The following is a 24,368-nucleotide window of genomic DNA, read 5'->3' as shown; positions in this document are numbered from 1 at the left end:
CCCGTAAGAGGAGTCCCATGACCGACACAACGCTGACCGAGACGAAGGCGCACGGCGTCGGGCTGTCCGATGCCGCGGCGAGCAAGGTCAGGAGCCTGCTCGAGCAGGAGGGCCGCGACGACCTGCGTCTGCGCGTCGCCGTCCAGCCCGGTGGATGCTCCGGCCTGATCTACCAGCTCTACTTCGACGAGCGCATGCTCGACGGCGACGCGACCGTCGACTTCGACGGCGTCGAGGTCATCGTCGACAAGATGAGCGTCCCGTACCTGGATGGCGCGTCCATCGACTTCGAGGACACCATCCAGAAGCAGGGCTTCACGATCGACAACCCCAACGCATCCGGTTCGTGCGCCTGTGGAGACTCGTTCCACTGAGTCGCTATAACACACGAAAAGGTTGAGGGCCGCCCCATCGGGGCGGCCCTTTCTGTTCAAATCGGCGCGTGCGGCGGAGTAGGGTGGATACAGCCAAATACAGTTACGTGTGAACTGTCCATGAGTCACTCGAAAGGTCACCGGTGCGTCACAATCGCCGTCTCCGATGGGCTGCCATCCCGATCGCAGCGACGCTCGTCGTCGTTCTTGCGGGATGCACGCAGGCACAGCTGAACGGATTCCTTCCCGGATTCGTCGAGGGTAAGGAGCCCGTCACCAACCACACCGAGCGCATCAGCGGTCTGTGGGTGACGAGCTGGATCGTCCTCCTCATCGTGGGCGTGATCGTCTGGGGTCTCATCGTCTGGGCGGTCATCGTGTACCGCCGCCGTACGGGTCAGACCGGTCTCCCGGTCCAGATGCGCTACAACATGCCGATCGAGATCTTCTACACGATCGTGCCGCTCATCCTCGTCCTCGGCTTCTTCGCTTTCACGGCGAGGGACCAGAACGCGATCGAGCAGCCGTACGCCAAGCCGGACCTCAAGATCCAGGTCTACGCCAAGCAGTGGGCGTGGGACTTCAACTACGTGAGCGACAACGTCTACGACCCGGGCATCCAGGTGCAGCCGGACGACGCGAGCGCCACCCCCGGTTCCGTGCAGGAGGGCGAGATCCCCACCCTCTACCTGCCCGAGGGCAAGAAGATCACGATCCAGCTCGACTCGCGCGACGTGATCCACTCGTTCTGGGTTCCCGCGATGCTCTACAAGAAAGACATCATCCCGGGCAAGACCAACTACATGTACTTCGAGACGACCGGCCGCACCGGCACCTTCGTCGGAAAGTGTGCCGAGCTCTGCGGCGAGTACCACTCTGCGATGCTCTTCAACGTGAAGATCGTTCCGCAGGACGAGTACGACGCCCACATCAAGAGCCTCCGCGACAAGGGCTTCGAGGGCCAGCTGGGCTCCGAGTACGACCGTAATCAGAACCTGCCCGGAACGGGCGCTCCCAAGGGTAACGAGTAGGGCATCCACGAATGACGACGACAGCACCGGCCCCAGCGGCCACCACGGCGCCGGCACCGAAGGCCAATCCGGCCCTCGGCGCCAACCAGGTGGAGCGCAAGGGCAACATCCTCGTGAACTACATCACGTCGACCGACCACAAGACGATCGGGTACATGTACCTGATCTCGTCGTTCATCTACTTCCTCATCGGCGGTGTGATGGCGCTCATCATCCGTGCTCAGCTGTTCGAGCCCGGACTGGAGGTCGTGCAGACCAAGGAGCAGTACAACCAGCTCTTCACCATGCACGGCACGATCATGCTGCTCATGTTCGCGACGCCGCTGTTCGCCGGCTTCGCCAACGTGCTCATGCCGTTGCAGATCGGTGCTCCTGACGTCGCGTTCCCGCGTCTGAACGCGCTGGCGTACTGGTTCTACTCCTTCGGATCGCTGATCGCGGTCGCAGGCTTCCTCACCCCGCAGGGTGCGGCATCGTTCGGCTGGTTCGCCTATGCGCCACTATCGAGTACCACGTTCTCACCAGGCATCGGCGGCAACTTGTGGGTGGTCGGCCTCGGTCTGTCCGGCTTCGGAACGATCCTCGGCGCCGTGAACTTCATCACCACCATCATCACGATGCGCGCCCCCGGCATGACCATGTTCCGCATGCCGATCTTCACCTGGAACACGCTGGTCACCTCGATCCTCGTGCTGATGGCCTTCCCGGTGCTCGCCGCCGCCATGTTCGCCCTCGCGGCCGACCGTGTCTTCGACGCGCACATCTACGACGCGGCCAACGGCGGAGCCCTGCTCTGGCAGCACCTGTTCTGGTTCTTCGGTCACCCGGAGGTCTACATCATCGCGCTGCCGTTCTTCGGCATCGTGTCCGAGATCTTCCCGGTGTTCAGCCGCAAGCCGATCTTCGGATACAAGACCCTCATCTACGCGACGATCGCCATCGCCGCCCTGTCCGTCACCGTGTGGGCGCACCACATGTACGTGACCGGCTCGGTCCTGCTGCCCTGGTTCTCGCTGATGACGATGCTCATCGCGGTCCCGACCGGCGTGAAGATCTTCAACTGGATCGGCACCATGTGGCGTGGCTCGCTCACGTTCGAGTCCCCGATGCTGTGGTCGATCGGCTTCCTGATCACCTTCACATTCGGTGGTCTGACCGGTGTCATCCTGGCGTCCCCGCCGCTCGACTTCCACGTGTCCGACACGTACTTCGTCGTCGCGCACTTCCACTACGTGGTCTTCGGCACCGTCGTGTTCGCGATGTTCGCCGGCTTCTACTTCTGGTGGCCGAAGTGGACCGGCAAGATGCTCAACGACCGCCTCGGCAAGTGGCACTTCTGGCTGCTGTTCATCGGCTTCCACACCACGTTCCTCGTGCAGCACTGGCTGGGTGTCGTCGGCATGCCGCGTCGGTACGCCACGTACCTGCCGTCCGACGGCTTCACCTGGATGAACCAGCTGTCGTCCATCGGCGCCGGAATCCTGGCCGTCTCGATGATCCCGTTCTTCGTGAACGTGTACCTCACGGCGCGCAACGCTCCCAAGGTCACGGTCAACGACCCGTGGGGCTACGGCCGCTCGCTCGAGTGGGCCACCAGCTGCCCGCCGCCCCGCCACAACTTCACGTCGATCCCGCGCATCCGTTCGGAGTCTCCCGCGTTCGACCTGAACCACCCGGAGGCCGGCATCCCGATCGGTGTCGGCGGTGCGAAGGACGCTCCTGACGCCCCCGTGCTCGACATCGCGAACAACGAGGTGAAGTAACCCATGAGAGCCAACGCGATCCTCTTCTGGATTCTGTCGATCTTCTTCCTGCTCTCCGCCATCGTGTACACGGTGTGGAGCCTGCTTGACCCGATGCACATGAAGGTCGAGTGGGTCGGCACCGTCGCGCTGCTGCTGAGCGCGATCCTGGCCGCCTTCATCGCCTTCTACGTCGGCCGTTCGCACGCCTCGCAGGGCGGTGAGCTCCCGGAGGACCGCCTCGATGCCAACATCGACGACGGCGACCCGGAGCTCGGGCACTTCAGCCCGTGGAGCTGGTGGCCGGTGGCCCTCGCCTTCGGCGCCGGTCTCGTGATGCTCGGCCTCGCGGTCGGCTTCTGGATCTGCTTCATCGGTGTGGCCTTCGCGCTCATCTGCATCGTCGGCTGGACCTACGAGTACTACCGCGGATACTTCGCGCGCTGAGTCATCGGCACGCGCCGGCACGCACGGAGCGCCGCATCCCGTTCGGGGTGCGGCGCTTTCGCGTTCCCGGGGGGACGCGCAAGACTGGGAGCATGAGCATGGAGCTGATCCTCACCGAACTCCGGAGTCTGCCCGGGGTGCTGGAGCTGGCGCCGCAACCGGGGGGCGAGCATCCGGAGCTGTCCTGGGGCGACCACTTCTTCTACTACGCCCCGGATGGCGCGGTGCCGCAGAACAGGCAGCCGTACGCCACCATCGTCACGAAGGACTACCCGGACGACACCGCCTCCCGGCTGTCCGAGCCCGACCGGTGGAGGCTGAACATCCATACGGGGCCGCGCCTGTTCACCGAGCTCGTGGGTTCCGCGCCGGAGGACATCGACGCCGAGACGGTTGACTATGGCGAGACCGACGTGTTCCTGCCGCATCCGCTGTACGGCGCGTACGGCTGGGTCGCGGTGGTGAACCCGGGGGAGCGCACGACGGCGCTTGCCATAGCGGCACTCCGGGATGCGCACGACGCCGACCGGCAGCGCGTCGAGCGCCGCGGGGCAAGCGGCAGCTAGCGGCAGCTAGCGGCGCGTGAAGCGGAGGACGTCGACGGAGAGGGTCGCGGTCTCCACGTCGTCGACGGGGGACGCGCTCCCGTGGTGTGCGGAGGGTCCCATGCCGACCAGGGCCGCGCGCAGAGCGTCGTCGAGTGTCAGAGCCTGGGCCACGTGTTCGCGCGTCTGGAGGGCGAACAGGGGCTGTGCGGACGCGATCAGGTCGTCCGCCTTGTCGGCGGGAACGTCGAGCATGGCGCCGGTGGCGCGCAGCTCGGCCAGGTGATCGGCCCGGGGCACCACGACGACGAGCGTGCCGCCCGGCCGGAGCACCCGGTGGAACTCGGGGAGGTTGCGCGGGGCGAACACGTCGAGCACCGTGTCGGCCGCGCCGGTGCGCACCGGGAGCGGTTGCCAGGTGTCGGCGACGAGGCCGTCGATCCGGTCGGAGCTGCGGGAGGCACGGGCGACGGCGGCGGGGGAGAGGTCCATCGCGAGCCCGTGCGCCGCCGGATGCTCGGCCAGCGCTGCCCGGAGGTAGTAGCCGGTGCCCGCGCCGGCGTCGAGGATGCGGGGGCCGGTCGACGCGTGTGCCACCGCCGCGGCGACCGCGGCGTACGTGTCGCTCTCGAGCACCGCATCCCGGGCGTCGAGCATGGCGGCACTGTCGCCCTGCACTTTGGTTCCCGCGGGCAGGAGCGTCACGTAGCCGCGTTTGTTCACGTCGAAGCTATGAGCACGCACGCAGGCGAGTCTGAGACGTCCAGCGGGCTCCAGCGGCTCCGCACAGACCGTGCAGCGCAGCCAGTCCGCCAGCCGGGACAGCGGATCGCCGTCGGTCGTGCTCATTCTCGGCCTCTCGTCTGGATGCGCGAAAGCGCCGGCGCGAAGATCGCGGCCGGCGCTTTCACGTCGGGGGAGCTGGTGCGGCTCAGTGGTGTCCGTGGCCGGACTCGAGCTCGCTCTTGGTGGGCGGGACGATCCTGTCCTCGAAGAACCAGCGGGACATGCTTGCGCGCATCCGGTTGCCGACGGTGATCTTGCCCTTGCTGTTCGGGCGGATCATCAGCGGCTCGTAGCTCTCGAAGCTGACCAGGCGCCACAGCTCGTACTCGTCGAGCTGCTCGTGCACCTCGATGAACTCGCCGCCGGGGAGCTTGACGATGCGGCCGGACTCGTAGCCGTGCAGCGCGATCGAGCGGTCCTTCTTCTGCAGCGCGAGGCAGACGCGCTTCGTGACGAAGTAGGCGATGATCGGGCCGAGGATGAGCAGGGCCTGCAGGGCGTGGATGACGCCCTCCATCGTGAGCTTGAAGTGCGTCGCGATGATGTCCGAGCTGGCCGCCGCCCAGAAGACCGCGTAGAACGTGACACCGGCCGCGCCGATGGCGGTGCGGGTGGCGGCGTTGCGCGGACGGTCCAGGATGTGGTGCTCGCGCTTGTCGCCCGTGATCCACGCTTCGATGAAGGGGTAGATCAGGACGGTCACGATGAACAGACCCAGGATCGCGACGGGCACGATGATGTTGAACGACCAGGTGCGGTCCAGCCAGACGAACTCCCAGCCCGGTGGCACCAGACGCAGAGCGCCGTCGGCGAAGCCGATGTACCAGTCAGGCTGCGTTCCCGCGGAGACCGGTGACGGGTCGTACGGGCCGTAGTTCCAGATCGGGTTGATGGTGAAGAACGACGCCATGAGGGCGACGACACCGAACACGATGAAGAAGAATCCGCCGGCCTTGGCCGCGTAGACCGGGAGGACCGGGTAGCCGACCACGTTGCCCTGCGTGCGGCCGGGAGCCGCGTACTGGGTGTGCTTGTGGATGACCACGAACATCAGGTGCAGCGCGATGAACGCGAGCACCAGCGCAGGCAGCAACAGGATGTGCAGCGTGTACAGACGTCCGACGATCGCGGTGCCGGGGAACTCGCCGCCGAAGAGGAGGAACGAGATCCAGGTGCCGACCACGGGGAGACCCTTGATCAGACCGTCGATGATGCGGAGGCCGTTGCCCGAGAGCAGGTCGTCGGGGAGCGAGTATCCGGTGAAGCCCTCTGCCATCGCGAGGATGAAGAGCACGAAGCCGATCACCCAGTTGAGCTCGCGCGGCTTGCGGAACGCACCCGTGAAGAAGATGCGGAGCATGTGCAGGCCGATGGCGGCGACGAAGAGCAGAGCGGCCCAGTGGTGGATCTGGCGCATGAGCAGTCCACCGCGGATCTCGAACGAGATGTTGAGCGTGCTCGACATCGCGGCCGACATCTCGACGCCCTTCAGCGGGACGTACGAGCCGTGGTAGACGACCTCGGCCATCGACGCCTGGAAGAAGAACGTCAGGAACGTTCCGGAGAGCAGGATGACGATGAACGAGTAGAGGGCGACCTCACCGAGGAGGAAGGACCAGTGGTCGGGGAAGATCTTGCGACCGAACTCCTTGACGGCGCCCGAGATGCTGGTGCGGTCTTCCAGGTAGTTCGCGGCTGCTGCCGTGAACCCGCCCTTCTTGGCCGGTGCTTGTGCCGCGGCAGGTGCGGCGGTCGTGGTGCTCAATGACGCTCCCAGAAGCTCGGGCCGACAGGCTCGGTGAAGTCGCTGCGAGCGACCAGATAGCCATCGGCGTCCACGGTGATCGGCAGCTGCGGCAGCGGACGCTTGGCCGGGCCGAAGATCACCTCGGCCTCGTGCGTGATGTCGAACTGCGACTGGTGGCACGGGCACAGAAGGTGGTGGGTCTGCTGCTCGTAGAGTGCGACGGGGCACCCGACGTGCGTGCAGATCTTGGAGTACGCGACGATTCCGTCGTAGTTCCAGTCCTCGCGGCCCTTGGAGACGTGGAGGTCTTCGGGCTTGAGGCGCATGAGGAGGACAGCGGCCTTTGCCTTCTCCTCGAGACGGTTCTCCTTCTCGTTCAGCCCCTCGGGGATGACGTGGAAGGCGCTGCCGAGCGTGACGTCCGCGGCCTTGATGGGCGTGCCGGACGGGTCACGGGTGAGGCGGGTGCCCTTGGCCCACATCGTCTGCGAGAGCAGCTCCACCGGGTCCTCGTTCTGCGGAGCGAGTCCGCGGAAGAGCACGACGGCCGGGAGCGGGAAGGCGATGAGCGCGCCGATCAGGCTGTTGCGGACGAGGACGCGACGGCTGAAGCCGGACTCCTCGTCTGCCTGGCGGAAGATCTCGGCCGCGCGCTCGGTGGTGGTCTCCGATCCACGGACCGGGTGACGGAGGTCGACGCCCTCCTTCTCGTGCATGAGGGCCTTGCCCCAGTGCACGGCGCCGATACCGATGGCGAGGAGGGCGAGCGCGATCCCGACACCGATGAACAGGTTGTTCAGACGGACGGAACCCGGGTCGTTGTCGTTGATCGGGAAGGCCATGTATGCCGCGACGGCCCAGACGCTTCCGACGATCGACAGGTAGAACAGCGTGTAGACGGTCCGCTCTGCCCGACGCTCCTTCTTCGGGTCGAGGTCGGTGACGCGTGGCCGGTGCGGCGGGAAGCCGGGGTTCTCCAGCTCGTCGCGGATGATCAGCGCCGTTCCCGGGTCGCCCGTCCTGTGCACGTCGACGGCTGACGAACTGGCAGAGGTCAGCTCGTGACCGCTGTTATCGTCGTGTGCCATTGTTCTCCTTCTTACGCTGTGACATGTCCCGAGTACCGGCTAGTTCGACTTCGCCGTGATCCAGACGGTCAGCGCGACGATGGCGCCGAGTCCGAAGATCCAGAGGAAGAGACCCTCCGCGACCGGGCCGAGCGAACCGAGCTCGAAGCCGCCGGGCGACGGGTTGTTCTGGATGTACTTGAGGTACGTGATGATGTCGGCCTTGCCCTGGGGCGTGATGTTGAGGTCGTTGAACACGGGCATGTTCTGCGGACCGGTGACCATGGCCTCGTAGATGTGCTGGGCGCTCACGCCGGTGAGCGGGGGAGCGTACTTGCCCTCGGTGAGTGCACCACCGGCGCCGGCCACGTTGTGGCACATCGCGCAGTTGATGCGGAAGAGCTCTGCGCCGTTCGCGGCGTCGCCCTTGCCGTCGAGGTACTTCTGCTCCGGGATGGACGGGCCGGGAGCCAGGGAGGCGACGTACGCCGCGAGCTGCTTGACCTGCTCGTCGGTGAACTGGACCGGCTTCTCGGGCGCCTGCGGGCCCTGCATCTGCATCGGCATGCGGCCGGTGCCGACCTGGAAGTCGACGGACGCTGCGCCGACGCCGATGAGGCTCGGCGCGTTGACCGTTCCCTGGGCGTCGAGGCCGTGGCAGGTGGCGCAGTTCGACTGGAAGAGCTTCTTGCCCTGGTCGACCGTGTCCTGGGACGCGGCCTGGACCTGCTGGGTCTCTGCGGAGGCGGTGGTCGTGTTGAACGCCGCGTACGCGCCTCCGGTGAGGCCGAGGCCGACGGCGATCAGCGCGACGGTGGCGAGGGGATGACGACGGCCGCCCTTGCGGACTGTCTTCGTCTTGGTACGGATATTCGGACGCATGGTGGTGGGGTCAGCTCCTGTTGTTCTATCTGATGATGTAGATGACCGCGAACAGTCCGATCCACACGACGTCGACGAAGTGCCAGTAGTACGAGACGACGATGGCGCTCGTCGCCTCCTTGTGGCCGAAGGTCTTGACCGCGAACGCGCGGCCGATGACGAGGAGGAACGCGATGAGGCCGCCCGTGACGTGGAGGCCGTGGAAGCCGGTGGTCAGGTAGAACGCCGACCCGTATGCGTTGGAGCTGAGGGAGATGCCCTCGGAGACGAGCGTCGCGTACTCGAGGATCTGCCCGGAGACGAAGATCGCGCCGAGCGCGTATGAGAGCGTGAACCACTCGACCATGCCCCACTTGACCGGGCTCCAACCCGTGGCACGCGGCTGCAGGCGCTCCGCCGCGAACACGCCGAACTGGCAGGTGAACGAACTGGCGACCAGGATGATCGTGTTCGTCAGCGAGTACGGGATGTTGAGGTGCGCCGTCTCGGCCGCCCACAGGTCGGGAGACGTGGACTTGAGGGTGAAGTAGATCGCGAACAAGCCCGCGAAGAACATGACCTCACTGCCCAGCCAGACAATGGTGCCGACGGCCACGACATTGGGCCGGTTGATCGTAGGCGCACTCGCCGTAGGAGATATTGAGGTGCTCGTCACGGTAACCATTATGGCTGAAAAGAAGCCGTGGTTTTCTCATCCGACAGGCCGGAATGGGGGTTAAATTTGGTTAGGATGCCCTAAATTCGCCGGTTCCACGCGGGTTGTCGCACCTGGTCGCCCGCTCAGTAGGATCGGTACATGTCGGAAATGCAGTCCTGGTCGTCCGTGCTCACCACGCTTCTCGCCGGAGAAGACCTCAGCGTGGCGGACGCGGCGTGGGCGATGGACCAGGTCATGACCGGCGAGGCGACGGAGGCCCAGGTCGCCGGATTCCTCATCGCGCTGCGTGCGAAAGGCGAGACCGTCGACGAGATCGTCGGGTTCCGGGATGCGATCCTCGACCACGCGGTCGCCCTCCCCGTCGACCCGATGGCGCTCGACATCGTCGGCACGGGAGGCGACAGGTTCGGCACCGTGAACGTGTCGACCACCGCATCCATCGTCGCTGCCGCGGCCGGCGTGCCGGTGATCAAGCACGGGAACAGGGCGGCCAGCTCGTCCTCCGGGTCGTCCGACGTGCTCGCGGCGCTCGGGATCGACCTCACGCTTCCCGCGGAGAAGGTCGCCGACGTGCTCGAACGCGCAGGGATCACGTTCGCCTTCGCGAGCGCCTTCCACCCCGGATTCGCCAATGCGGCGCCCGTGCGCGCACAGCTCGGCGTCCCCACCGTCTTCAACTACCTCGGCCCGCTCTGCAACCCGGCCAGACCGGAAGCGTCCGCCGTCGGCGTCGCGACGCTCGACCGCGTTCCCCTGTTCGTCGGCGTCTTCCAGACCAGAGGCGCGACGGCGCTCGTCTTCCGCGGGGACGACGGCCTCGACGAGCTGTCGACCACCGGCCACAGCCATGTCTGGGAGGTCTCCAGGGGCCTCGTCACCGAGCACGACATCGATCCGCGCGATCTGGGCATCCCGCGCGCGAAGATGAGCGATCTGCTCGGAAAGGACGCCGCGTACAACGCCGGCGTCGTACGTGCCGTGCTGGCGGGCGAGACAGGCCCCGTGCGCGACATCGTGTTGCTCAACGCGGCGGCAGGGCTCGTGGCATACGAGCTCGCGTCCGACCCGTCGAGGGTTCAGGAAGCCATCCTGGATCGGTTCCGTTCGCAAATGGCGATCGCCGCCGAAGCGATCGACTCCGGGGCTGCGGCCGCGAAGCTCGAGGAATGGATAGCGGCGACGCACTGACAGCAGTGGAAAGGGTTTCGATGAAGAAGCTCATCAACGGCGTACCCGACGTCGTGGACGAATCCCTCGACGGATTCGCCCGAGCTCACTCGGACATCGTGAAGGTGTCCCACGACCCGCGTTTCGTGTCCAGGGCCGACGGTCCTGTGCAGGGCAAGGTCGGCCTGATCAGCGGCGGCGGAAGCGGTCACGAACCCCTCCACGCCGGATTCGTCGGCAAAGGGATGCTGGACGCCGCCGTCCCCGGCGAGGTCTTCACGTCCCCGACGCCCATGCCGATCGTCGAGGCCACCAAGGCGGCCGACGGCGGGGCGGGGGTGCTGCACATCGTCAAGAACTACACAGGGGACGTGCTGAACTTCGAGACGGCGGCCGACCTGGTCGCCGCGGAGGGCATCACGGTCACCTCGGTGGTCACCAACGACGACGTCGCCGTGCAGGACTCCCTGTACACGGCGGGCCGCCGCGGCGTGGCCGGCACCGTGCTCGTCGAGAAGATGGCCGGAGCCGCTGCCGACAGAGGAGACGACCTCGCCGGGGTCACCGCCATCGCCGAGCGGGTGAACGCCAACGTCCGGTCGATCGGTCTCGCGCTCTCCGCGGGTACGGTGCCGCACGCCGGAGAGCCGGGCTTCGACCTCGCGGACGACGAGATCGAGTTCGGTGTCGGCATCCACGGCGAGCCTGGGCGCGAGCGGGTGAAGGTGCAGCCGGCCGACGCCCTGGTGGACAGGATGATGGCGGCGATCCTCGACGATCTGCCGTTCTCCTCCGGCGACTCCGTGCTGCTGTTCGTCAACGGGATGGGCGGCACCCCGCTGTCCGAGCTGTACATCGTGTTCCGGCGCGCTGCACAGATCCTGGACGAACGCGGCATCACGCTCGGCCGTTCCCTCGTCGGCAGCCTGGTCACCTCGTTGGAGATGCAGGGCGCATCCATCTCGGTGCTGAAGCTGGACGACGAACTGACCGCCCTCTGGGATGCGCCGGTGCACACCGCCGCACTCCGCTGGGGACTCTAGAGAATCGACGAGGAGAGGAGGCGCTCATGGCGCTCGACACGAACTGGGTGAAGGCCTGGATGACGGCCGCTGCGGCGGTCATCGCCGAGCACAAGCACGAGCTGAACACGCTCGACCGCGAGATCGGCGACGGCGACCACGGCGAGAACATGGATCGCGGCATGCACGCCGTGGTGGATGCGCTCGGGAAGCTGCCGGACGACGCGACGCCGAACGCGGCGTTCCGGTCGATCGCCATGACCCTCATCTCCACCGTCGGCGGCGCATCCGGCCCGCTCTACGGCACGGCGTTCCTGAAGGCGGGGGACCCGATCGGCGACGCGACGGAGATCGACGCCGCGACGCTCGTCGCCGTGCTCGCCGCCGCCCGCGACGGCATCGTGTCGCGCGGCAAGGCCGAGGTCGGCGACAAGACCATGATCGACGCCTGGACGCCGGCGGTCGATGCGGCCAGGGCGGCGCAGGAGGCCGGGGCGTCTGCCGCCGACGTCCTGCGCGAGGCCGCGGATGCCGCGGAGGCCGGAGCCGTCGCGACCGAGCCGCTCGTCGCCCGCAAGGGGCGCGCGAGCTACCTCGGGGAGCGGTCTGCCGGGCACCGGGACCCTGGTGCGCAGTCGACCGCGCTCCTGCTGCGCGCTGCGGCGGAGGCGGCAGCCGATGACTGAGCGCGTCGGGATCGTGTTCGTCTCGCACAGCGTGCAGCTGGCGGAGGGGGTCGTCGCCCTGGCCGGGCAGATGGCACCGTCCGTGCGGTTCGTCGCCGCCGGAGGGACGGACGACGGCGGGATCGGGACGAGCTTCGCGAAGGTCAGTGCGGCGGTCGGCGATGCCGAGGCCGGGGCAGGGGTCGTGGTCATCAGCGACCTCGGCTCCGCTCTGCTGACGGCGGAGACGGTGCTCGACCTGCTCACCGACGAGCAGCGCGCGCAGGTGGCCGTGGTGGACGTGCCGTTCGTGGAGGGCGGTGTCGCCGCGGCCGTGGCCGCGGAGAGCGGCGCCGACCTGGCCGCCGTCGTCGCGGCGGCGGAGAACGCGCGGTCGGCGTGGGCGGAGGCGGCGTCGTCCGCCTCCGGTGCCGCGCCAGCATCCGGTGCCGCGCCTGCATCCGGTGCACCCGCATCCGGTGCTGCCGCATCCGCCGGGCCCGGCGGCCGCTACGTGCGCGAGGTCGTCCTGCGCAACAAGGACGGGCTGCACGCGAGGCCCGCCGCCGAGTTCGTGAAACTCGCGAACACCTTCGGCGCGTCCGTCACCGTCAACGGCAAGGATGCGAAAAGTCTGCTCGGCATCATGTCGCTCGGTCTGACGGCGGGAACGACGGCGGAGATCGCGTCCTCCGACGACGACGGCGTGCCCGCAGTGGATGCGCTGGCGGCCCTCATCGAGACCGGTTTCGGGGAGGCCTGAAACCCGCTAAATACATGTAATGACAGACCGCCCTCCTCGCGGCCACAATGTAGCCAGTTCCCACCAGGGAGACAATCGAACAGCAGAGGAGGGCGGAGCGATGAGCTCACCCGCTACCACAGTCCCGACGACGGCAGCCAAGACGTCGTGGCTGCCGCTCATCGTGGTCGTGCTGACGCAGATCCAGGCGTCGTTCGCCGTCAACACCCTCACCGTCTCGATGCACGGCATCACGACCGACCTGCACATGGCCGCGACCTCGGTGGGCACGGCGATCACCGCGGGCACCTTCGCGATGGCGGCGTTCATCCTGCTCGGTGCGAAGGTGGGTGCTCGATTCGGCACCCGGAGGGTGTTCCAGATCGCGGTCGTCATCCACGCGGTCGCGATGGCGGTGGTCGCGCTGAGCGTCACCCCGGCCATGCTGTTCATCGCGCAGGCGGTGTCCGGTGCCGTGATCGCGCTCGTGGCCCCGGCGCTCACAGTGTTCATCGCCACCAACTACAAGCGCGAGCAGCAGGCGACCGCCATCGGGCTCCTCGCCGCCGCCATCCCGGCTGCCGGCGTTCTCGCCCTCCTGATCGCCGGCACGTTCGCATCCACGATCGGCTGGCGCTGGTCGTTCTGGCTGATCGTGGCACTCGGCGTGATCAACTTCCTGCTCAGCTTCCGCTTCACAGTCGTTCCGCCGCAACGCGACCTCGCGATCGACTGGACCGGAGCGCTGATCGCCGCCGTGACGATCATCCTGCTGAGCTTCGGCTTCAGCGGCCTCGAGCCGTGGGGCGTCGTGCTGGCGACGGACGGAGCGCCGTTCACCATCCTCGGGCTGTCTCCCGCGCCCGTGCTGATCCTGCTCGGCCTCATCGGCGGCCAGCTCTTCTTCGTCTGGCTGCGCAGGCGGCAGACCGAGAAGAAGCCGCGCATCTTCGACCTGCGCGTGCTCGCGACAGGGTCGGAGCGCGCCGTGACGATCTGCATGGGGTCGATGCTCTTCGTCGGCACGGCCGCCAACTTCCTCATCCCGCTGTACATCCAGGTGGTGCAGGGCAGGAGCAGCTTCGAGACCTCGATCGCCGTCATCCCGTACACGCTGTCGATCTTCGTGGCCAGCACGTTCGTGGCGACCCTCTACAGGCGCTTCTCGCCGCGGGTGCTCGCCCGGTTCGGCTTCATCGTGGTCGCGGCCGGGCTCGTGATCCTCGCGTTCAGCGTGCGGAACGAGTGGGAGCAGTTCGTGGTGGTCGTCGGGCTGATCGTGCTCGGCATCGGCCAGGGCTCGATCGTCGCCCTGGTCTTCAACACCCTGCTCTCCGCGGCCCCGAAGAAGCTCGCCGGTGATGTCGGAGCCTGGCGAGGGCTCGTGCACAACCTCTCCGGCAGTGTCGGGATCGCGGTGGCGAGCGTGTTCGCGGTCGGGATCCTGGGCGGCCTGCTCTCGTCGAGCCTCGCCGACCACCCGACCCTGCCGCCCGCGCTGGTCTCGCAGGTGAACCTCGACGACGCCAACTTCGTCACCAACGATCACCTGAAGGACTTCCTAGCGACGAACACGGACGCGACACCCGCGCAGGTCGACGAGGCCGTCGCCGTGAACGCCGACGCACGTCTCCGGGCGCTCAACATCTCGCTGCTCGGCCTCGCCGGAATCGCGCTCCTCGCGATCATCCCGGCGGGCAGGATGCCCGGGCGCCGACCCGGCGACCTGCCCGAGCAGCTCGAACCGTCCGATCCGGAAGACATCCTGTCCCCGGACGACCCCGTCGCCGAGCAGGGCGACACCGTGACCACCCTCGCAACCTCGAAGGACTGACCCCATGACTTCCAGCGCGTACAAACTCATCCCCGGCTCGTTCACCCCCGTGCCGTCGATCGTCCCCGAACGGGTCGTCGATTTCGACGCCGTCTCCTCGTTCTCCTCCGACCTGGATGCTGTCGGCGTCACGGTCGGCTCCGACGGCGACGTGGATGCGTCCATCGGCCTCGACAGGGACGCCCTCTCCCGCGCCGGCTTCGACGGGAAGGCCGGGCAGACGCTGCTGGTGCCGACGGACTCTGCGCCGCTGCTCTACGCGATCGGCACCGGGGACGCATCCGGGATCGACGCGGACGCACTGCGCGACGCGGCCGCCGCCTTCGCCCGTGCGGCGTCGTCGTCCGCACGCATCGGGCTGCGGCTGACCGACGTCGGCTCCGTGCCCGCCGAGCGGGTCGGGCAGGTGGCGGCGGAGGGCGTGCTGCTCGCCCGCTACCGGTTCAGCGAGCTGAAGCGCGACCCCAAGGTGACCGAGCTCACGGCGGTGGAACTGCTCGGCGACGGCGTGGACGCCTCGGGGGTGACGGCGGGCATCCCGAGCGGGGTCGTCAGCGCGCGGGGAGCGAACGTCGCCCGCGACCTGGCGAACACGCCTCCCGGACACCTCACCGCCACCGACTTCGGCGACCTGGCGCTCTCCCTGGCCGAGCGATTCGGCATCGAGGTGGAGGTGTTCGACAAGCAGCAGCTGATCGAGCTCGGCACGGGCGGCCTGCTCGGCGTGAACGCGGGGAGTGCGGAGGAGCCGCGCATGATCAAGCTCCGGTACACCCCGAACGGCGAGCCGACCGGGCACCTGGCGATGGTCGGCAAGGGCATCATGTACGACTCGGGCGGCATCAGCCTCAAGCCGTCCGATCCGATGCACCTGCTGATGAAGATGGACATGGGAGGGGCTGCGGCGATCTTCGGCGCCTTCACGGCCCTCCGCGACCTGGGCTGCACCACGACCGTGACCGCGTTCCTGATGTGCACGGACAACATGCCCTCCGGCAGCGCGTACAAGCTCGGCGACGTGCTCACCGCCCGCAACGGCACCACCATCGAGGTGAAGAACACGGATGCGGAGGGCAGGCTCGCGATGTGCGACGGGCTGGCGCTCGCGGCCGAAGAGAAGCCGGACGCGATCGTGGACATCGCGACGCTCACCGGGGCGGCGCTGATGGCGCTCGGCCCGATCCGCGCCGCGCTGTTCGGAAACGACCAGGCGTTCGTCGACCAGGCCAGTGCCGCAGCCGCGGCCACCGATGAGAAGGTGTGGCAGCTGCCGCTGGAGAAGAAGTACCGCAAGGCGCTCGACTCCGACATCGCGGACATCGCCAACCTGGGCGGACCGTTCGCTGGGGCGACGACGGCCGCGCTGTTCCTCAACGAGTTCGTCGACGGTGTGCCGTGGGCCCATCTCGACATCGCGGGCACGATGAACTCCGAGACGGACGACTCCTGGCGCTCCAAGGGTGCAACGGGCTTCGGCGCCCGCCTCCTGACCGACCTCGCGCTCGGCTTCCGCCCCGTCCGCTGACGCCTCTCCCAAGCCATCGAGTCCGAACTTATTCACGCCCTGCACCGGCGTGTCGCGTGAATACGTTCGGACTCGATCTTCAGGGGAGGAGGGGGAGGGACATCTCGAGTTCGCGGGTGCTGGGGTCGAGCGGGTACGGGACGGTGCTGCCGGTGAGGGCGAAGCCGCGGCGGGCGTAGAAGCGCTGGGCCGGGGTGTTGGCCTCGTGCACCTGCAGGAGCAGGCGCGAGCCGCGCGGGCGCGCCCAGGCGATCACCGCATCCAGGAGCGCGTCGGCCATGCCGTGCACGCGGCCGCGGAACTCCGGCGTGATGTAGACGCCCACCAGGTGCGGGGCCGGAGCGCCCGTAGCGTGGAAGCCGCCCATCGTGCCGAGCCACCGGCCGTCGTCGGCGACGGCGGCGAACAGGCGGCTCGTCGTCGTCGGGTTCGCCGCCCGGTTGCGCCAGTGCTCGTCCGGATGGGAGCGGGCGTGGTCGAGCGTCTCGAGGAACGCGATGGGCGTGTCCTCGAGCATCTCCAGCCGGAGGGCGCGGTACGCCTGCCAGTCGTCCTCGACGCTCGCGCGCACCGTCCAGCCGGTCATGCCTGCCCGGCGTCGCCGTTCGCCAGCAGCAGCTCGGCCTCGGCGAGCAGGATGGCCGTGCAGAGCCCGTCCAGCGCCGTCTCCAGCTCTGCGAGCGGAGGGAACGTCGGCGCGATCCGGATGTTCGTGTCGCGCGGGTCGTCGCCGTACGGGAAGGTCGCACCGGCGGGGGTGACAGCGATGCCGGCCTCCGCGGCGAGCTGCACCGCGCGCTTCGCGCAGCCGTCGAGCACGTCGAGACTGACGAAGTACCCGCCCTTCGGTGCCGTCCAGGTGCCGCCGCCGTACGGCGCGAGCCGGCGCTCGAACGCACGGGACACGGCCTGGAACTTCGGTTCGAGGATGGCGCGGTGCTTCTCCATCTGCGCGGCCAGCCCGTTCGCATCGCGGAGCAGCTGGACGTGACGGAGCTGGTTGAGTTTGTCCGGGCCGATGCTCTGCGCCGACAGGTTGTGCAGCATCCACTCGACGTTGGCGGGCGAGCCGCCGACGAACGCGACGCCCGCGCCGGGGAAGGTGACCTTGGACGTGGAGGCGAACACCAGAGGGCGGTCGGGGTTGCCGGCCTCGGCGGCCAGGGCGAGCACGTCGATCGGCGCCGGGCGCTCGTCGGTGAGGTGGTGCACGGCGTACGCGTTGTCCCAGAACAGGCGGAAGTCGGCTGCGGCAGGCAGGGAGACGAGGGCGCGGACGACCTCCTCCGAGTACACCGCCCCGCTCGGGTTCGAGTAGACCGGCACGCACCACATTCCCTTGATGCTGTCGTCGGCGGCGAGCAGGGCGGCCACCGCATCCACGTCGGGGCCGTCGTCGTTCAGGGGGACGGGGATGAGGCGGATGCCGTAGCGCTCGCAGATCGTGAAGTGCCTGTCGTAGCCGGGCACGGGGGCGAGGAAGCTGATCGGCTGGGCGCCCCACGGACGCTCGCCGCCCGGCACGCCGTGCAGCAGCGCCTGGACGATGACGTCGTGCATGACCGTGAGGCTGGCGTTCCCGAGCGCGAGGAGCTGGGCGACGGGGACCTGCATCGCGTCGGAGAAGATCGCGCGCAGCTCGGGCAGCCCTGCCGCTCCGCCGTAGTTGCGGAGGTCGGTGCCCGCCGCATCCCGGTACGCGCCGTCCGGCAGGTGCAGCAGGTCGTTCGAGAGGTCGAGCTGCTCGGCGGACGGCTTGCCGCGCGTGAGATCGAGCTTGAGGCCGGCGCTGCGCAGTTCGTCGTACGCCGCGGCGAATTCGGCGTGAGCGGCGCGGAGGGCGTCGGGGGACAGGTCAGCGAGGGCGGATGGCGCGGAAGTCACCATCCGATCGTAGCCGCGCCCGCAGTGGCGTGGGCCCCAGCGGCGAGCGTGTGCGAACATCACAGGTGTGGCGGAAGATCTGAAGACGCGCGGCCGTTCGAGGCTGCGGATGATCGCGGCGGTCCTGTTCGGTGTCCTCGTGGCGATGATCACCGGGGTGCTCGGCGCGTGGCCGTTCGCGGCGATCACGGGATGGGCGGGTGCCTGCGTGGTCTACATCGTCTGGGTGTGGGCCATCGTCTGGCGGATGGACGCGGACAAGACGCGCAGCCACGCGACCAGGGAGGATCCGGGCACCAGGACCTCCGACCTGCTGCTGCTGATCGCCAGCCTGGCCGGCGTCGTCGCCATCGTCTTCGTGCTGGTGGCCGCCCGGCAGGTGCACGGCGCCCCGCAGGCCTGGCTCGCGCTCCTCGCGATCGCCTCCGTCGGGCTGTCCTGGACGCTCGTGCACACCATCTACACGCTCCGGTACGCCCGGATGTACTACCACAACCCGGTGGGCGGCATCGACTTCAACCAGGAGGCGCCGCCCAGGTACAGCGACTTCGCCTATCTCTCGTTCACCCTCGGGATGACGTTCCAGGTGAGCGACACCAACATCGGCAACCCGCACATCCGGCGCGCCATCCTGCGGCACACGCTGCTGTCGTACCTATTCGGCTCCGTGATCCTGGCGACGACCGTGAATCTGGTGGCCGGGCTCACCTGATCCAGTGGACGAAGCGGTAGCGCATCCCGTTGGCCGCTGTCTGCCAGTCCTCCCGCTCGACGGTCCAACCGGTGGGGTCGACTTCCGGCGCCCAGGTGTCTCCGTCGACGGCGATGTCGATCTCGGTGACCTCGATGCGGTCTGCGGTCTGCGCGGTGAGCGCGAACAGCTCGGAGCCGCCGATCACCCAGGTGGTCTCACTGGGGGAGGCGGCCAGCGCCTCCTCGATGCTGTGCGCGACGACGGCGCCGGGCGACGACCAGTCGGCCTGACGGGTGACCACGACGTTCGTGCGGCCGGGGAGCGGACGGAACCGTTCCGGCAGCGACTCCCAGGTGCGCCTGCCCATCACGACGGTGTCGTCGCCGGTGAGAGCGCGGAAGTGCCTCAGGTCTTCCGGCAGGTGCCAGGGCATGGCGCCGCCGGAGCCGATCACGCGGTCGTGCGCCTCGGCCCAGATGAGCGCGACCGTCATACGGCGACCAGCGCCCGGATGGCCGGGTGGTGCTGGTAGTCCTCGATCACGAAGTCCTCGTAGCGGTAGTCGAAGATGCTCTCCGGCTTCCTGGCGAACCGCAGTGTCGGTGCGGGATACGGGTCGCGGGACAGCTGCTCCTCCACCTGGGCGACGTGGTTGTCGTAGATGTGGACGTCACCGCCCGTCCAGACGAACTCTCCGGGCTCGAGGCCGACCTGCTGGGCGACCATCATCGTGAGCAGCGCGTAGCTGGCGATGTTGAACGGCACGCCGAGGAACATGTCTGCGCTGCGCTGGTAGAGCTGGCAGGAGAGCTTGCCGTCTGCGACGTAGAACTGGAAGAAGGCGTGGCAGGGCGCGAGCGCCATCTGCGGGATGTCCGCGACGTTCCAGGCGGACACGATGATGCGGCGGGAGTCCGGTTCGCTGCGGAGGGTGTCGATCACCTGGCTGATCTGGTCGATGTGGCTGCCGTCGGGGGCCGGCCAGGATCGCCACTGCACGCCGTAGACCGGTCCGAGCTCGCCCTGCTCGTCTGCCCACTCGTCCCAGATGGTGACGCCGTTCTCGCGCAGCCAGCCGACGTTGCTGTCTCCGCGGAGGAACCAGAGCAGTTCGTAGGCGATCGACTTGAAGTGCACCCGCTTGGTGGTGATCAGCGGGAAGCCGTCCGCGAGGTCGAATCGCAGCTGGCGGCCGAACACGCTGCGCGTTCCTGTGCCCGTGCGATCGGACTTCTGGGCGCCGTTCGCGAGCACGTCGCGTAGCAGGTCTTCGTACGGTGTCTCGATCGTCTCGCTCATCGAGTAGATCGTAGCCCCGAACCGGCGTGTGGACCTGTCACATCGCTAGGCTTTCGTCATGGAAGGCGACGAGGTCGAACCGGACCCCGGCTCCCTCACCGACGACGAGGTGAAGGAGCTCGTCGGCCACGACCTGGCTGCCCACGACACGCTCGCGGCGATCGAGCACCTGGAGAGCGTGCTGGTGGCCCGTGCGACCGCTGCGATCCCGATCCAATACCCGCCGGATGCGGACCCCGACGCGGACGACGACGCGGACGCCGACGCCGAGGAGCTGTCGGACACCGACGGCCTCCCCACCCAGCTCATCAGTTTCGACGACCTCCCCACTCCGCGTGTCGAGCCCGGCGCCCAGCCGACCTTCAGTGCGTGGATCGCACCGTCCGCGCGGATTCCGCCCGCCGAGCAGCGGAGGCCGGAGCCGCTCGATCTCGTGCCTCTCGAACTCGCGCCGCGGGACTCGGAGCCCGTGCCCGTCGTGCCGCTCGCCCCGCTGCCGGTCGAGCATCCGGATGCGCTGAGCCTGGACTCCGTGCCGCTCCCTCTCGTCGGGACCGGCGCCATCGCCGCCCACGACCTCGGGGTCGCAGGACCGGTGGGCGACGCCATCGACGACGACCTGGTGGACGACGCCGACGACGTGCGCCTGCCCACCGGATCGCTCGCGGCTCCGGTGGCGAGCGCGCGGGTGGCGACCGGGGAGCGCATCCTGTTCGGCGACGAACCCGTGCCCGCCCCTCCGTTCGAGGTGGAGGACGCCGACCTGCACCCGACGCCGGTGGAGCGGCGGGTGGGGCGCGCATCCCGGCTCTTCTGGCTGTGGTTCGCGGCGACGTCGTCGCTGATCAGCGTCGGCGTCGGAGCGACCCTCTTCACGCTGGGCCTCAGCCTGCGGCAGATGCTGGTCGCCACGCTGGTCGGGGTGGCGCTGTCGTTCCTGCCGCTCGGACTCGGCACGCTCGCCGGGAAGTGGAGCGGGCAGCCGACGATGGTGGTGTCCCGGGCGACGTTCGGCCTGCGCGGGAACGTGGTGCCCGCAGCCCTCGCGCTGCTGACCAGGCTGTTCTGGGGCGCCGTGCTGCTGTGGCTGGCCGGAGCGTCTGTCGGCACGCTGTTCACGGCGGAGGGCTGGGCGGCCGACCCCGTGCTGCCGACGACGGCGGGCATCGTGGTGACGATCGGCGCGGCGCTCGCGGTCGCGTACTTCGGCTACGCGCTCGTCGCGCGCGTGCAGCTGGTGCTGACCATCGCATCCGGTGTGCTCATCGTCGTGATGGTGGCCGCCACCTGGCGCTTCGTCGACCTGCCGACCGCGCTCGCCGCTCCCGACGCGATCTGGCTGAGGGTCATCACCGGCGCCGTGCTCGTCTTCAGCTACCTCGGGCTCGCCTGGGCGAACAGCAGCGCCGACGTCGCCCGCTACCAGCGGCCGACCTCGTCGGGTGCGACCGGGATGCTCTGGGCCACCTTCGGGGCCGCCCTCCCGCCGTTCGTCCTCATCTCGTACGGCGGGCTGCTCGCCGCGTCGAACAGGGCGCTCGCCGAGGACTTCGCGAGCAACCCGGTGAGCGCGTTCTCCCGGCTCGGGCTCCCGGCCTGGTATCCCGTGCCGCTGCTGCTCGCCGTCGGCCTCGGCCTGATCTCGGGGCTCGTGCTGAACATCTACTCCGGCGGGTTCACCCTGGAGGCGCTGGGCGCACGCCTGGGCAGGAGATGGAGCACGGTCGCCGTCGGCGGCGCCATCGCGCTCGCCGGGTTCGTGCTCGCCGCGACCGTGAGCGACCTGTCCATCGTCGTCCGGAGTCTGCCGACGACGCTCGCCGTCCCTGTCGCCGCGTGGGCGGGGCTGTTCGTCGCGGAGATGATGCTGCGCACCCGGCGCTTCCACCAGCCGTCCCTGCTGCACGCCGGCGGAGCATACCCGGACTGGCGATGGACCAACCTCGGGATGCTCGCCGCCGCAACGGTGATCGGCCTCGGCCTGATCTCGTCCGACCTGCCGTGGCTGCGCTGGGAGGGCTACCTGTTCCGGCTGCTCGGCGTGGCGCCGGGCAGCGACCTCGGCATGACGGACATCGGCGTCGTGGTCGCGCTCGGCATCGGCCTGCTGACCCCGATCGTCGCCGGTGTGCCAGCGCTCCGCCGGCAGGAGGACTCCATCGACACCGCGGCGCTGTCCCTCGGCAAGTAGGCTCTATCCCGTGCCCCATACGCTTGCTTCCGTCCGCGAGACCGTCGAGCGGCTCTGGCCGCTCTCCGGAGCAGAGGCATGGGATGCGCCCGGTCTCGTCGCCGGGGATCCGGCAGCGCCCGTCGAGCGCATCCTGCTCGCCGTCGACGCGGTCTCCGCGACCGTCGAGGAGGCCGTCGACGGGGGAGCTGACCTGCTGCTCACCCACCACCCTCTGCTGCTGCGCGGCGTGACGAGCGTGGCGGAGGACAGGTACAAGGGCGCGATCCTCGCGCGGCTGATCAAGGCGGACTGCGCCCTGATCGCGGCGCACACCAACGCCGACGTCGTCGCCGACGGCACCTCCGCTGTGCTCGCTTCGCTGCTCGGGCTCACTGCCACGACGCCGATCGCGCCGTCGGCCGGGGGAGCGGGCGACACCGGCATCGGCAGGATCGGGACGCTCGCGGAGCCGACGACGCTCGGCGCGCTCGCCCGGCGCCTCGCCGAGATCCTGCCCGCCACAGCGGGCGGCATCCGGGCGGCGGGCGACTACCAGCAGCCGGTCAGCACTGTCGCCGTCTGCGGAGGAGCAGGAGACTCGCTGCTCGGCACGGACGCGGTGCGCGCCGCTGACGTCTACGTCACCGCCGACCTCCGCCACCACCCGGCGTCCGAGGCGCGCGAGCAGGCGGCCGTCGGAGGGGGGCCAGCCCTCCTCGACGTCTCCCACTGGGCGAGCGAGTGGTTGTGGCTCGACACAGCGGCCGAGCAGCTCAGGCGGGAACTGCCCGGCGTCGTCGTCGAGGTCAGCGACCTGCGAACAGACCCGTGGGACTTCGCGATCCTCCAGTGATCGCGCCCCCACGCACACACCAGCCATCCACAGAGAGCGGACAACCGTGAAAGCCAGCCCCACCGACCAGAACGAGCTCCTTCGCCTCCAGACGGCGGACACCCGCCTGAACCAGCTCAACCACGTCGCCAAGAACCTCCCGCAGCTCGCCGAGCTCGCAGCGCTGCAGCCCGACGTGGATGCGCTCCGCACCCGCTGGATCGCCCGCACAGGCGAACTCGAGGACTCCCGCGCAGAACTGAAGCGCGTCGAGTCCGATGTCGCCGTGGTCGAGGCGCGCATGGAACGCGACAGCGGACGCCTGCAGCAGACCTCCTCGACCAAGGACGTGCAGGCGCTCGAAGCCGAACTGACCGCGCTCGGCAAGCGCCGCGACGACCTCGAGGAGATCGAGCTCACGGTGATGGAGCGTGTCGAGGAGCAGGAGGCGGCGCTCGCCGCCGTCGAGGCGGAGCGCGCGGAGCTCGACAGCAGGGTCCAGGCGCTGGAGGCGGCGAAGGCCGACGAGCTGGCGAAGGTGGATGCGCAGCGCACGGCCCTCGCGAAGGACAGGGAGGCCATCGTGTCCGGCATCCCCGCCGACCTGGTCGAGCTCTACGAGAAGCAGCGCGCCCGCTACGGCATCGGAGCGGCCCTGCTCGTGCGCGGCGTCTCGATGGGCAGCAACGTGAAGCTCACCGAATCCGACCTGTCCGTCATCCGCCGCGCGGCGGACGACGACGTCGTGCTCTGCCCGGACAGCGGCGCCATCCTGATCAGGAACGAGGAGTCCGGGCTCTAGCCGCTGCGATAGTCTGGAGGCGAATGGGCCGGCAAGACGGTCGCGTCGGTCTGCTTCGGCAGGCCGCCGAGGAACGTCCGGGCTCCACAGAGCAGGGCGGTGGGTAACACCCACCCGGGGCAACCCGCGAGACAGTGCCACAGAGAACAGACCGCCACGGAATGCGACCTTCGGGTCGCTTCCGCGGTAAGGGTGAAACGGTGGGGTAAGAGCCCACCAGCGACCGGGGTGACCCGGCCGGCTCGGTAAACCTCGCCCGGAGCAAGGTCAGACAGGAAACGTTGAGGCTGCTCGCCGAGTTTCCGGGTAGACCGCTAGAGGGCGGCGGTAACGTCGTCCCGAGATAGATGGCCGTCCACGGTGTTCACGCACCAGGACAGAACCCGGCGTAACAGCCGGCCCATTCCTCCACCGGAATGCCCAACCGGAATACTCGAGGGGACGGATCGA

At 68.6% G+C, this 24,368-nt stretch carries 24 protein-coding genes and 1 other RNA gene; 16 read left to right on the top strand and 9 right to left on the bottom strand.

Annotated features, from left to right (window positions below; translation table 11 throughout):
* Nucleotides 1–17 precede the first annotated feature (17 nt).
* The 5 genes from erpA to ACN6M5_RS05700 all read left to right on the top strand — a co-directional run bounded on the left by erpA (nucleotide 18) and on the right by ACN6M5_RS05700 (nucleotide 4,160).
* Nucleotides 18–374 carry an iron-sulfur cluster insertion protein ErpA gene (gene erpA, locus ACN6M5_RS05720; protein WP_085367934.1) on the top strand — a complete coding sequence of 119 codons (357 nt, stop codon included), beginning with the start codon at nucleotides 18–20 and terminating at the stop codon, nucleotides 372–374.
* Nucleotides 375–517: 143 nt separating this feature from the next.
* On the top strand, nucleotides 518–1,405 hold the full coding sequence (gene ctaC, locus ACN6M5_RS05715) for an aa3-type cytochrome oxidase subunit II (RefSeq protein WP_434948851.1): 888 nt from the start codon (nucleotides 518–520) through the stop codon (nucleotides 1,403–1,405).
* An 11-nt stretch (nucleotides 1,406–1,416) separates the two neighbouring features.
* Nucleotides 1,417–3,168: an aa3-type cytochrome oxidase subunit I gene (ctaD, locus tag ACN6M5_RS05710; protein ID WP_085367930.1), complete on the top strand. Its 1,752-nt coding sequence runs from the start codon at nucleotides 1,417–1,419 to the stop codon at nucleotides 3,166–3,168.
* A gap of 3 nt (nucleotides 3,169–3,171) precedes the next feature.
* Nucleotides 3,172–3,594, top strand: coding sequence for a cytochrome c oxidase subunit 4 (locus ACN6M5_RS05705; RefSeq protein ID WP_085367928.1), 423 nt, complete (start codon nucleotides 3,172–3,174; stop codon nucleotides 3,592–3,594).
* Nucleotides 3,595–3,686: 92 nt separating this feature from the next.
* A complete protein-coding gene (locus tag ACN6M5_RS05700) occupies nucleotides 3,687–4,160 on the top strand; it encodes a DUF6194 family protein (RefSeq protein ID WP_434948850.1) in 474 nt (157 codons plus the stop codon).
* Nucleotides 4,161–4,166: 6 nt separating this feature from the next.
* Here the strand turns inward: ACN6M5_RS05700 and ACN6M5_RS05695 are convergent, their stop codons facing one another.
* The 5 genes from ACN6M5_RS05695 to ctaE form a co-directional block, all read right to left on the bottom strand.
* A complete protein-coding gene (locus ACN6M5_RS05695; protein ID WP_434948849.1) occupies nucleotides 4,167–4,988 on the bottom strand; it encodes a methyltransferase domain-containing protein in 822 nt (273 codons plus the stop codon).
* An 82-nt stretch (nucleotides 4,989–5,070) separates the two neighbouring features.
* Nucleotides 5,071–6,690 carry a cytochrome bc1 complex cytochrome b subunit gene (gene qcrB / locus ACN6M5_RS05690; RefSeq protein ID WP_434948848.1) on the bottom strand — a complete coding sequence of 540 codons (1,620 nt, stop codon included), beginning with the start codon at nucleotides 6,688–6,690 and terminating at the stop codon, nucleotides 5,071–5,073.
* Complete coding sequence (gene qcrA / locus ACN6M5_RS05685; protein ID WP_434948847.1) at nucleotides 6,687–7,760, bottom strand: cytochrome bc1 complex Rieske iron-sulfur subunit; 1,074 nt, start codon at nucleotides 7,758–7,760, stop codon at nucleotides 6,687–6,689. Before qcrA ends, qcrB begins: the two co-directional genes overlap by 4 nt.
* Nucleotides 7,761–7,799: 39 nt before the next feature.
* A complete protein-coding gene (gene qcrC / locus ACN6M5_RS05680) occupies nucleotides 7,800–8,621 on the bottom strand; it encodes a cytochrome bc1 complex diheme cytochrome c subunit (RefSeq protein ID WP_085367918.1) in 822 nt (273 codons plus the stop codon).
* 25 nt (nucleotides 8,622–8,646) lie between these two features.
* Entirely contained in the window at nucleotides 8,647–9,285 is a 639-nt protein-coding gene (gene ctaE, locus ACN6M5_RS05675) for an aa3-type cytochrome oxidase subunit III (protein ID WP_179150703.1), read from the bottom strand.
* 132 nt (nucleotides 9,286–9,417) lie between these two features.
* Here ctaE and trpD point away from each other — a divergent pair, with 132 nt between their 5' ends.
* From trpD to ACN6M5_RS05645, 6 genes are all read left to right on the top strand, one after another.
* A complete protein-coding gene (gene trpD, locus ACN6M5_RS05670; RefSeq protein ID WP_434948846.1) occupies nucleotides 9,418–10,467 on the top strand; it encodes an anthranilate phosphoribosyltransferase in 1,050 nt (349 codons plus the stop codon).
* Between the two features lie 20 nt (nucleotides 10,468–10,487).
* Complete coding sequence (gene dhaK / locus ACN6M5_RS05665) at nucleotides 10,488–11,489, top strand: dihydroxyacetone kinase subunit DhaK (RefSeq protein WP_434948845.1); 1,002 nt, start codon at nucleotides 10,488–10,490, stop codon at nucleotides 11,487–11,489.
* A 26-nt stretch (nucleotides 11,490–11,515) separates the two neighbouring features.
* Nucleotides 11,516–12,154, top strand: coding sequence for a dihydroxyacetone kinase subunit DhaL (gene dhaL / locus ACN6M5_RS05660; RefSeq protein WP_434948844.1), 639 nt, complete (start codon nucleotides 11,516–11,518; stop codon nucleotides 12,152–12,154).
* Nucleotides 12,147–12,896 carry a dihydroxyacetone kinase phosphoryl donor subunit DhaM gene (gene dhaM, locus ACN6M5_RS05655; RefSeq protein WP_434948843.1) on the top strand — a complete coding sequence of 250 codons (750 nt, stop codon included), beginning with the start codon at nucleotides 12,147–12,149 and terminating at the stop codon, nucleotides 12,894–12,896. The genes dhaL and dhaM overlap by 8 nt, the downstream gene beginning before the upstream one ends.
* A gap of 100 nt (nucleotides 12,897–12,996) precedes the next feature.
* A complete protein-coding gene (locus ACN6M5_RS05650) occupies nucleotides 12,997–14,709 on the top strand; it encodes an MFS transporter (protein WP_434948842.1) in 1,713 nt (570 codons plus the stop codon).
* Nucleotides 14,710–14,713: 4 nt separating this feature from the next.
* Nucleotides 14,714–16,234 (top strand): leucyl aminopeptidase, encoded by a 1,521-nt coding sequence (locus ACN6M5_RS05645; RefSeq protein WP_434948841.1) that lies wholly within the window; start codon nucleotides 14,714–14,716, stop codon nucleotides 16,232–16,234.
* Between the two features lie 79 nt (nucleotides 16,235–16,313).
* Here ACN6M5_RS05645 and ACN6M5_RS05640 read toward each other — a convergent pair whose 3' ends face one another.
* Both ACN6M5_RS05640 and ACN6M5_RS05635 read right to left on the bottom strand, forming a co-directional pair.
* Entirely contained in the window at nucleotides 16,314–16,820 is a 507-nt protein-coding gene (locus tag ACN6M5_RS05640; RefSeq protein ID WP_434948840.1) for a GNAT family N-acetyltransferase, read from the bottom strand.
* Nucleotides 16,817–18,121 (bottom strand): aspartate aminotransferase type Ic, encoded by a 1,305-nt coding sequence (locus tag ACN6M5_RS05635; RefSeq protein ID WP_434948839.1) that lies wholly within the window; start codon nucleotides 18,119–18,121, stop codon nucleotides 16,817–16,819. The genes ACN6M5_RS05640 and ACN6M5_RS05635 overlap by 4 nt, the downstream gene beginning before the upstream one ends.
* Before the next feature lie 106 nt (nucleotides 18,122–18,227).
* Here ACN6M5_RS05635 and ACN6M5_RS05630 point away from each other — a divergent pair, with 106 nt between their 5' ends.
* Complete coding sequence (locus ACN6M5_RS05630; RefSeq protein ID WP_434948838.1) at nucleotides 18,228–18,830, top strand: DUF1345 domain-containing protein; 603 nt, start codon at nucleotides 18,228–18,230, stop codon at nucleotides 18,828–18,830.
* Here ACN6M5_RS05630 and ACN6M5_RS05625 read toward each other — a convergent pair.
* The gene (locus ACN6M5_RS05625; protein WP_434948837.1) at nucleotides 18,823–19,305 is read right to left on the bottom strand and encodes a dihydrofolate reductase; all 483 of its coding nucleotides are present in this window, start codon (nucleotides 19,303–19,305) and stop codon (nucleotides 18,823–18,825) included. The genes ACN6M5_RS05630 and ACN6M5_RS05625 overlap by 8 nt on opposite strands.
* Nucleotides 19,302–20,111, bottom strand: coding sequence for a thymidylate synthase (locus tag ACN6M5_RS05620; RefSeq protein WP_434948836.1), 810 nt, complete (start codon nucleotides 20,109–20,111; stop codon nucleotides 19,302–19,304). The genes ACN6M5_RS05625 and ACN6M5_RS05620 overlap by 4 nt, the downstream gene beginning before the upstream one ends.
* Before the next feature lie 58 nt (nucleotides 20,112–20,169).
* Here ACN6M5_RS05620 and ACN6M5_RS05615 point away from each other — a divergent pair, with 58 nt between their 5' ends.
* The 4 genes from ACN6M5_RS05615 to rnpB all read left to right on the top strand — a co-directional run bounded on the left by ACN6M5_RS05615 (nucleotide 20,170) and on the right by rnpB (nucleotide 24,325).
* A complete protein-coding gene (locus tag ACN6M5_RS05615; RefSeq protein ID WP_434948835.1) occupies nucleotides 20,170–22,302 on the top strand; it encodes a purine-cytosine permease family protein in 2,133 nt (710 codons plus the stop codon).
* 10 nt (nucleotides 22,303–22,312) lie between these two features.
* The gene (locus tag ACN6M5_RS05610) at nucleotides 22,313–23,137 is read left to right on the top strand and encodes a Nif3-like dinuclear metal center hexameric protein (protein WP_434948834.1); all 825 of its coding nucleotides are present in this window, start codon (nucleotides 22,313–22,315) and stop codon (nucleotides 23,135–23,137) included.
* Between the two features lie 46 nt (nucleotides 23,138–23,183).
* Nucleotides 23,184–23,918 (top strand): zinc ribbon domain-containing protein, encoded by a 735-nt coding sequence (locus ACN6M5_RS05605; protein WP_085367889.1) that lies wholly within the window; start codon nucleotides 23,184–23,186, stop codon nucleotides 23,916–23,918.
* Between the two features lie 24 nt (nucleotides 23,919–23,942).
* An RNA gene (gene rnpB / locus ACN6M5_RS05600) (RNase P RNA component class A) lies at nucleotides 23,943–24,325 on the top strand.
* The last annotated feature ends 43 nt before the right edge of the window (nucleotides 24,326–24,368 follow it).

This window comes from Leifsonia araucanica, assembly GCF_051161895.1.
In the GTDB taxonomy this organism is placed as follows: Bacteria; Actinomycetota; Actinomycetes; order Actinomycetales; family Microbacteriaceae; genus Leifsonia.
The sequence above is the reverse complement of the archived record's forward strand: the minus strand, read 5'-3'. Positions and strand labels throughout refer to the sequence as shown.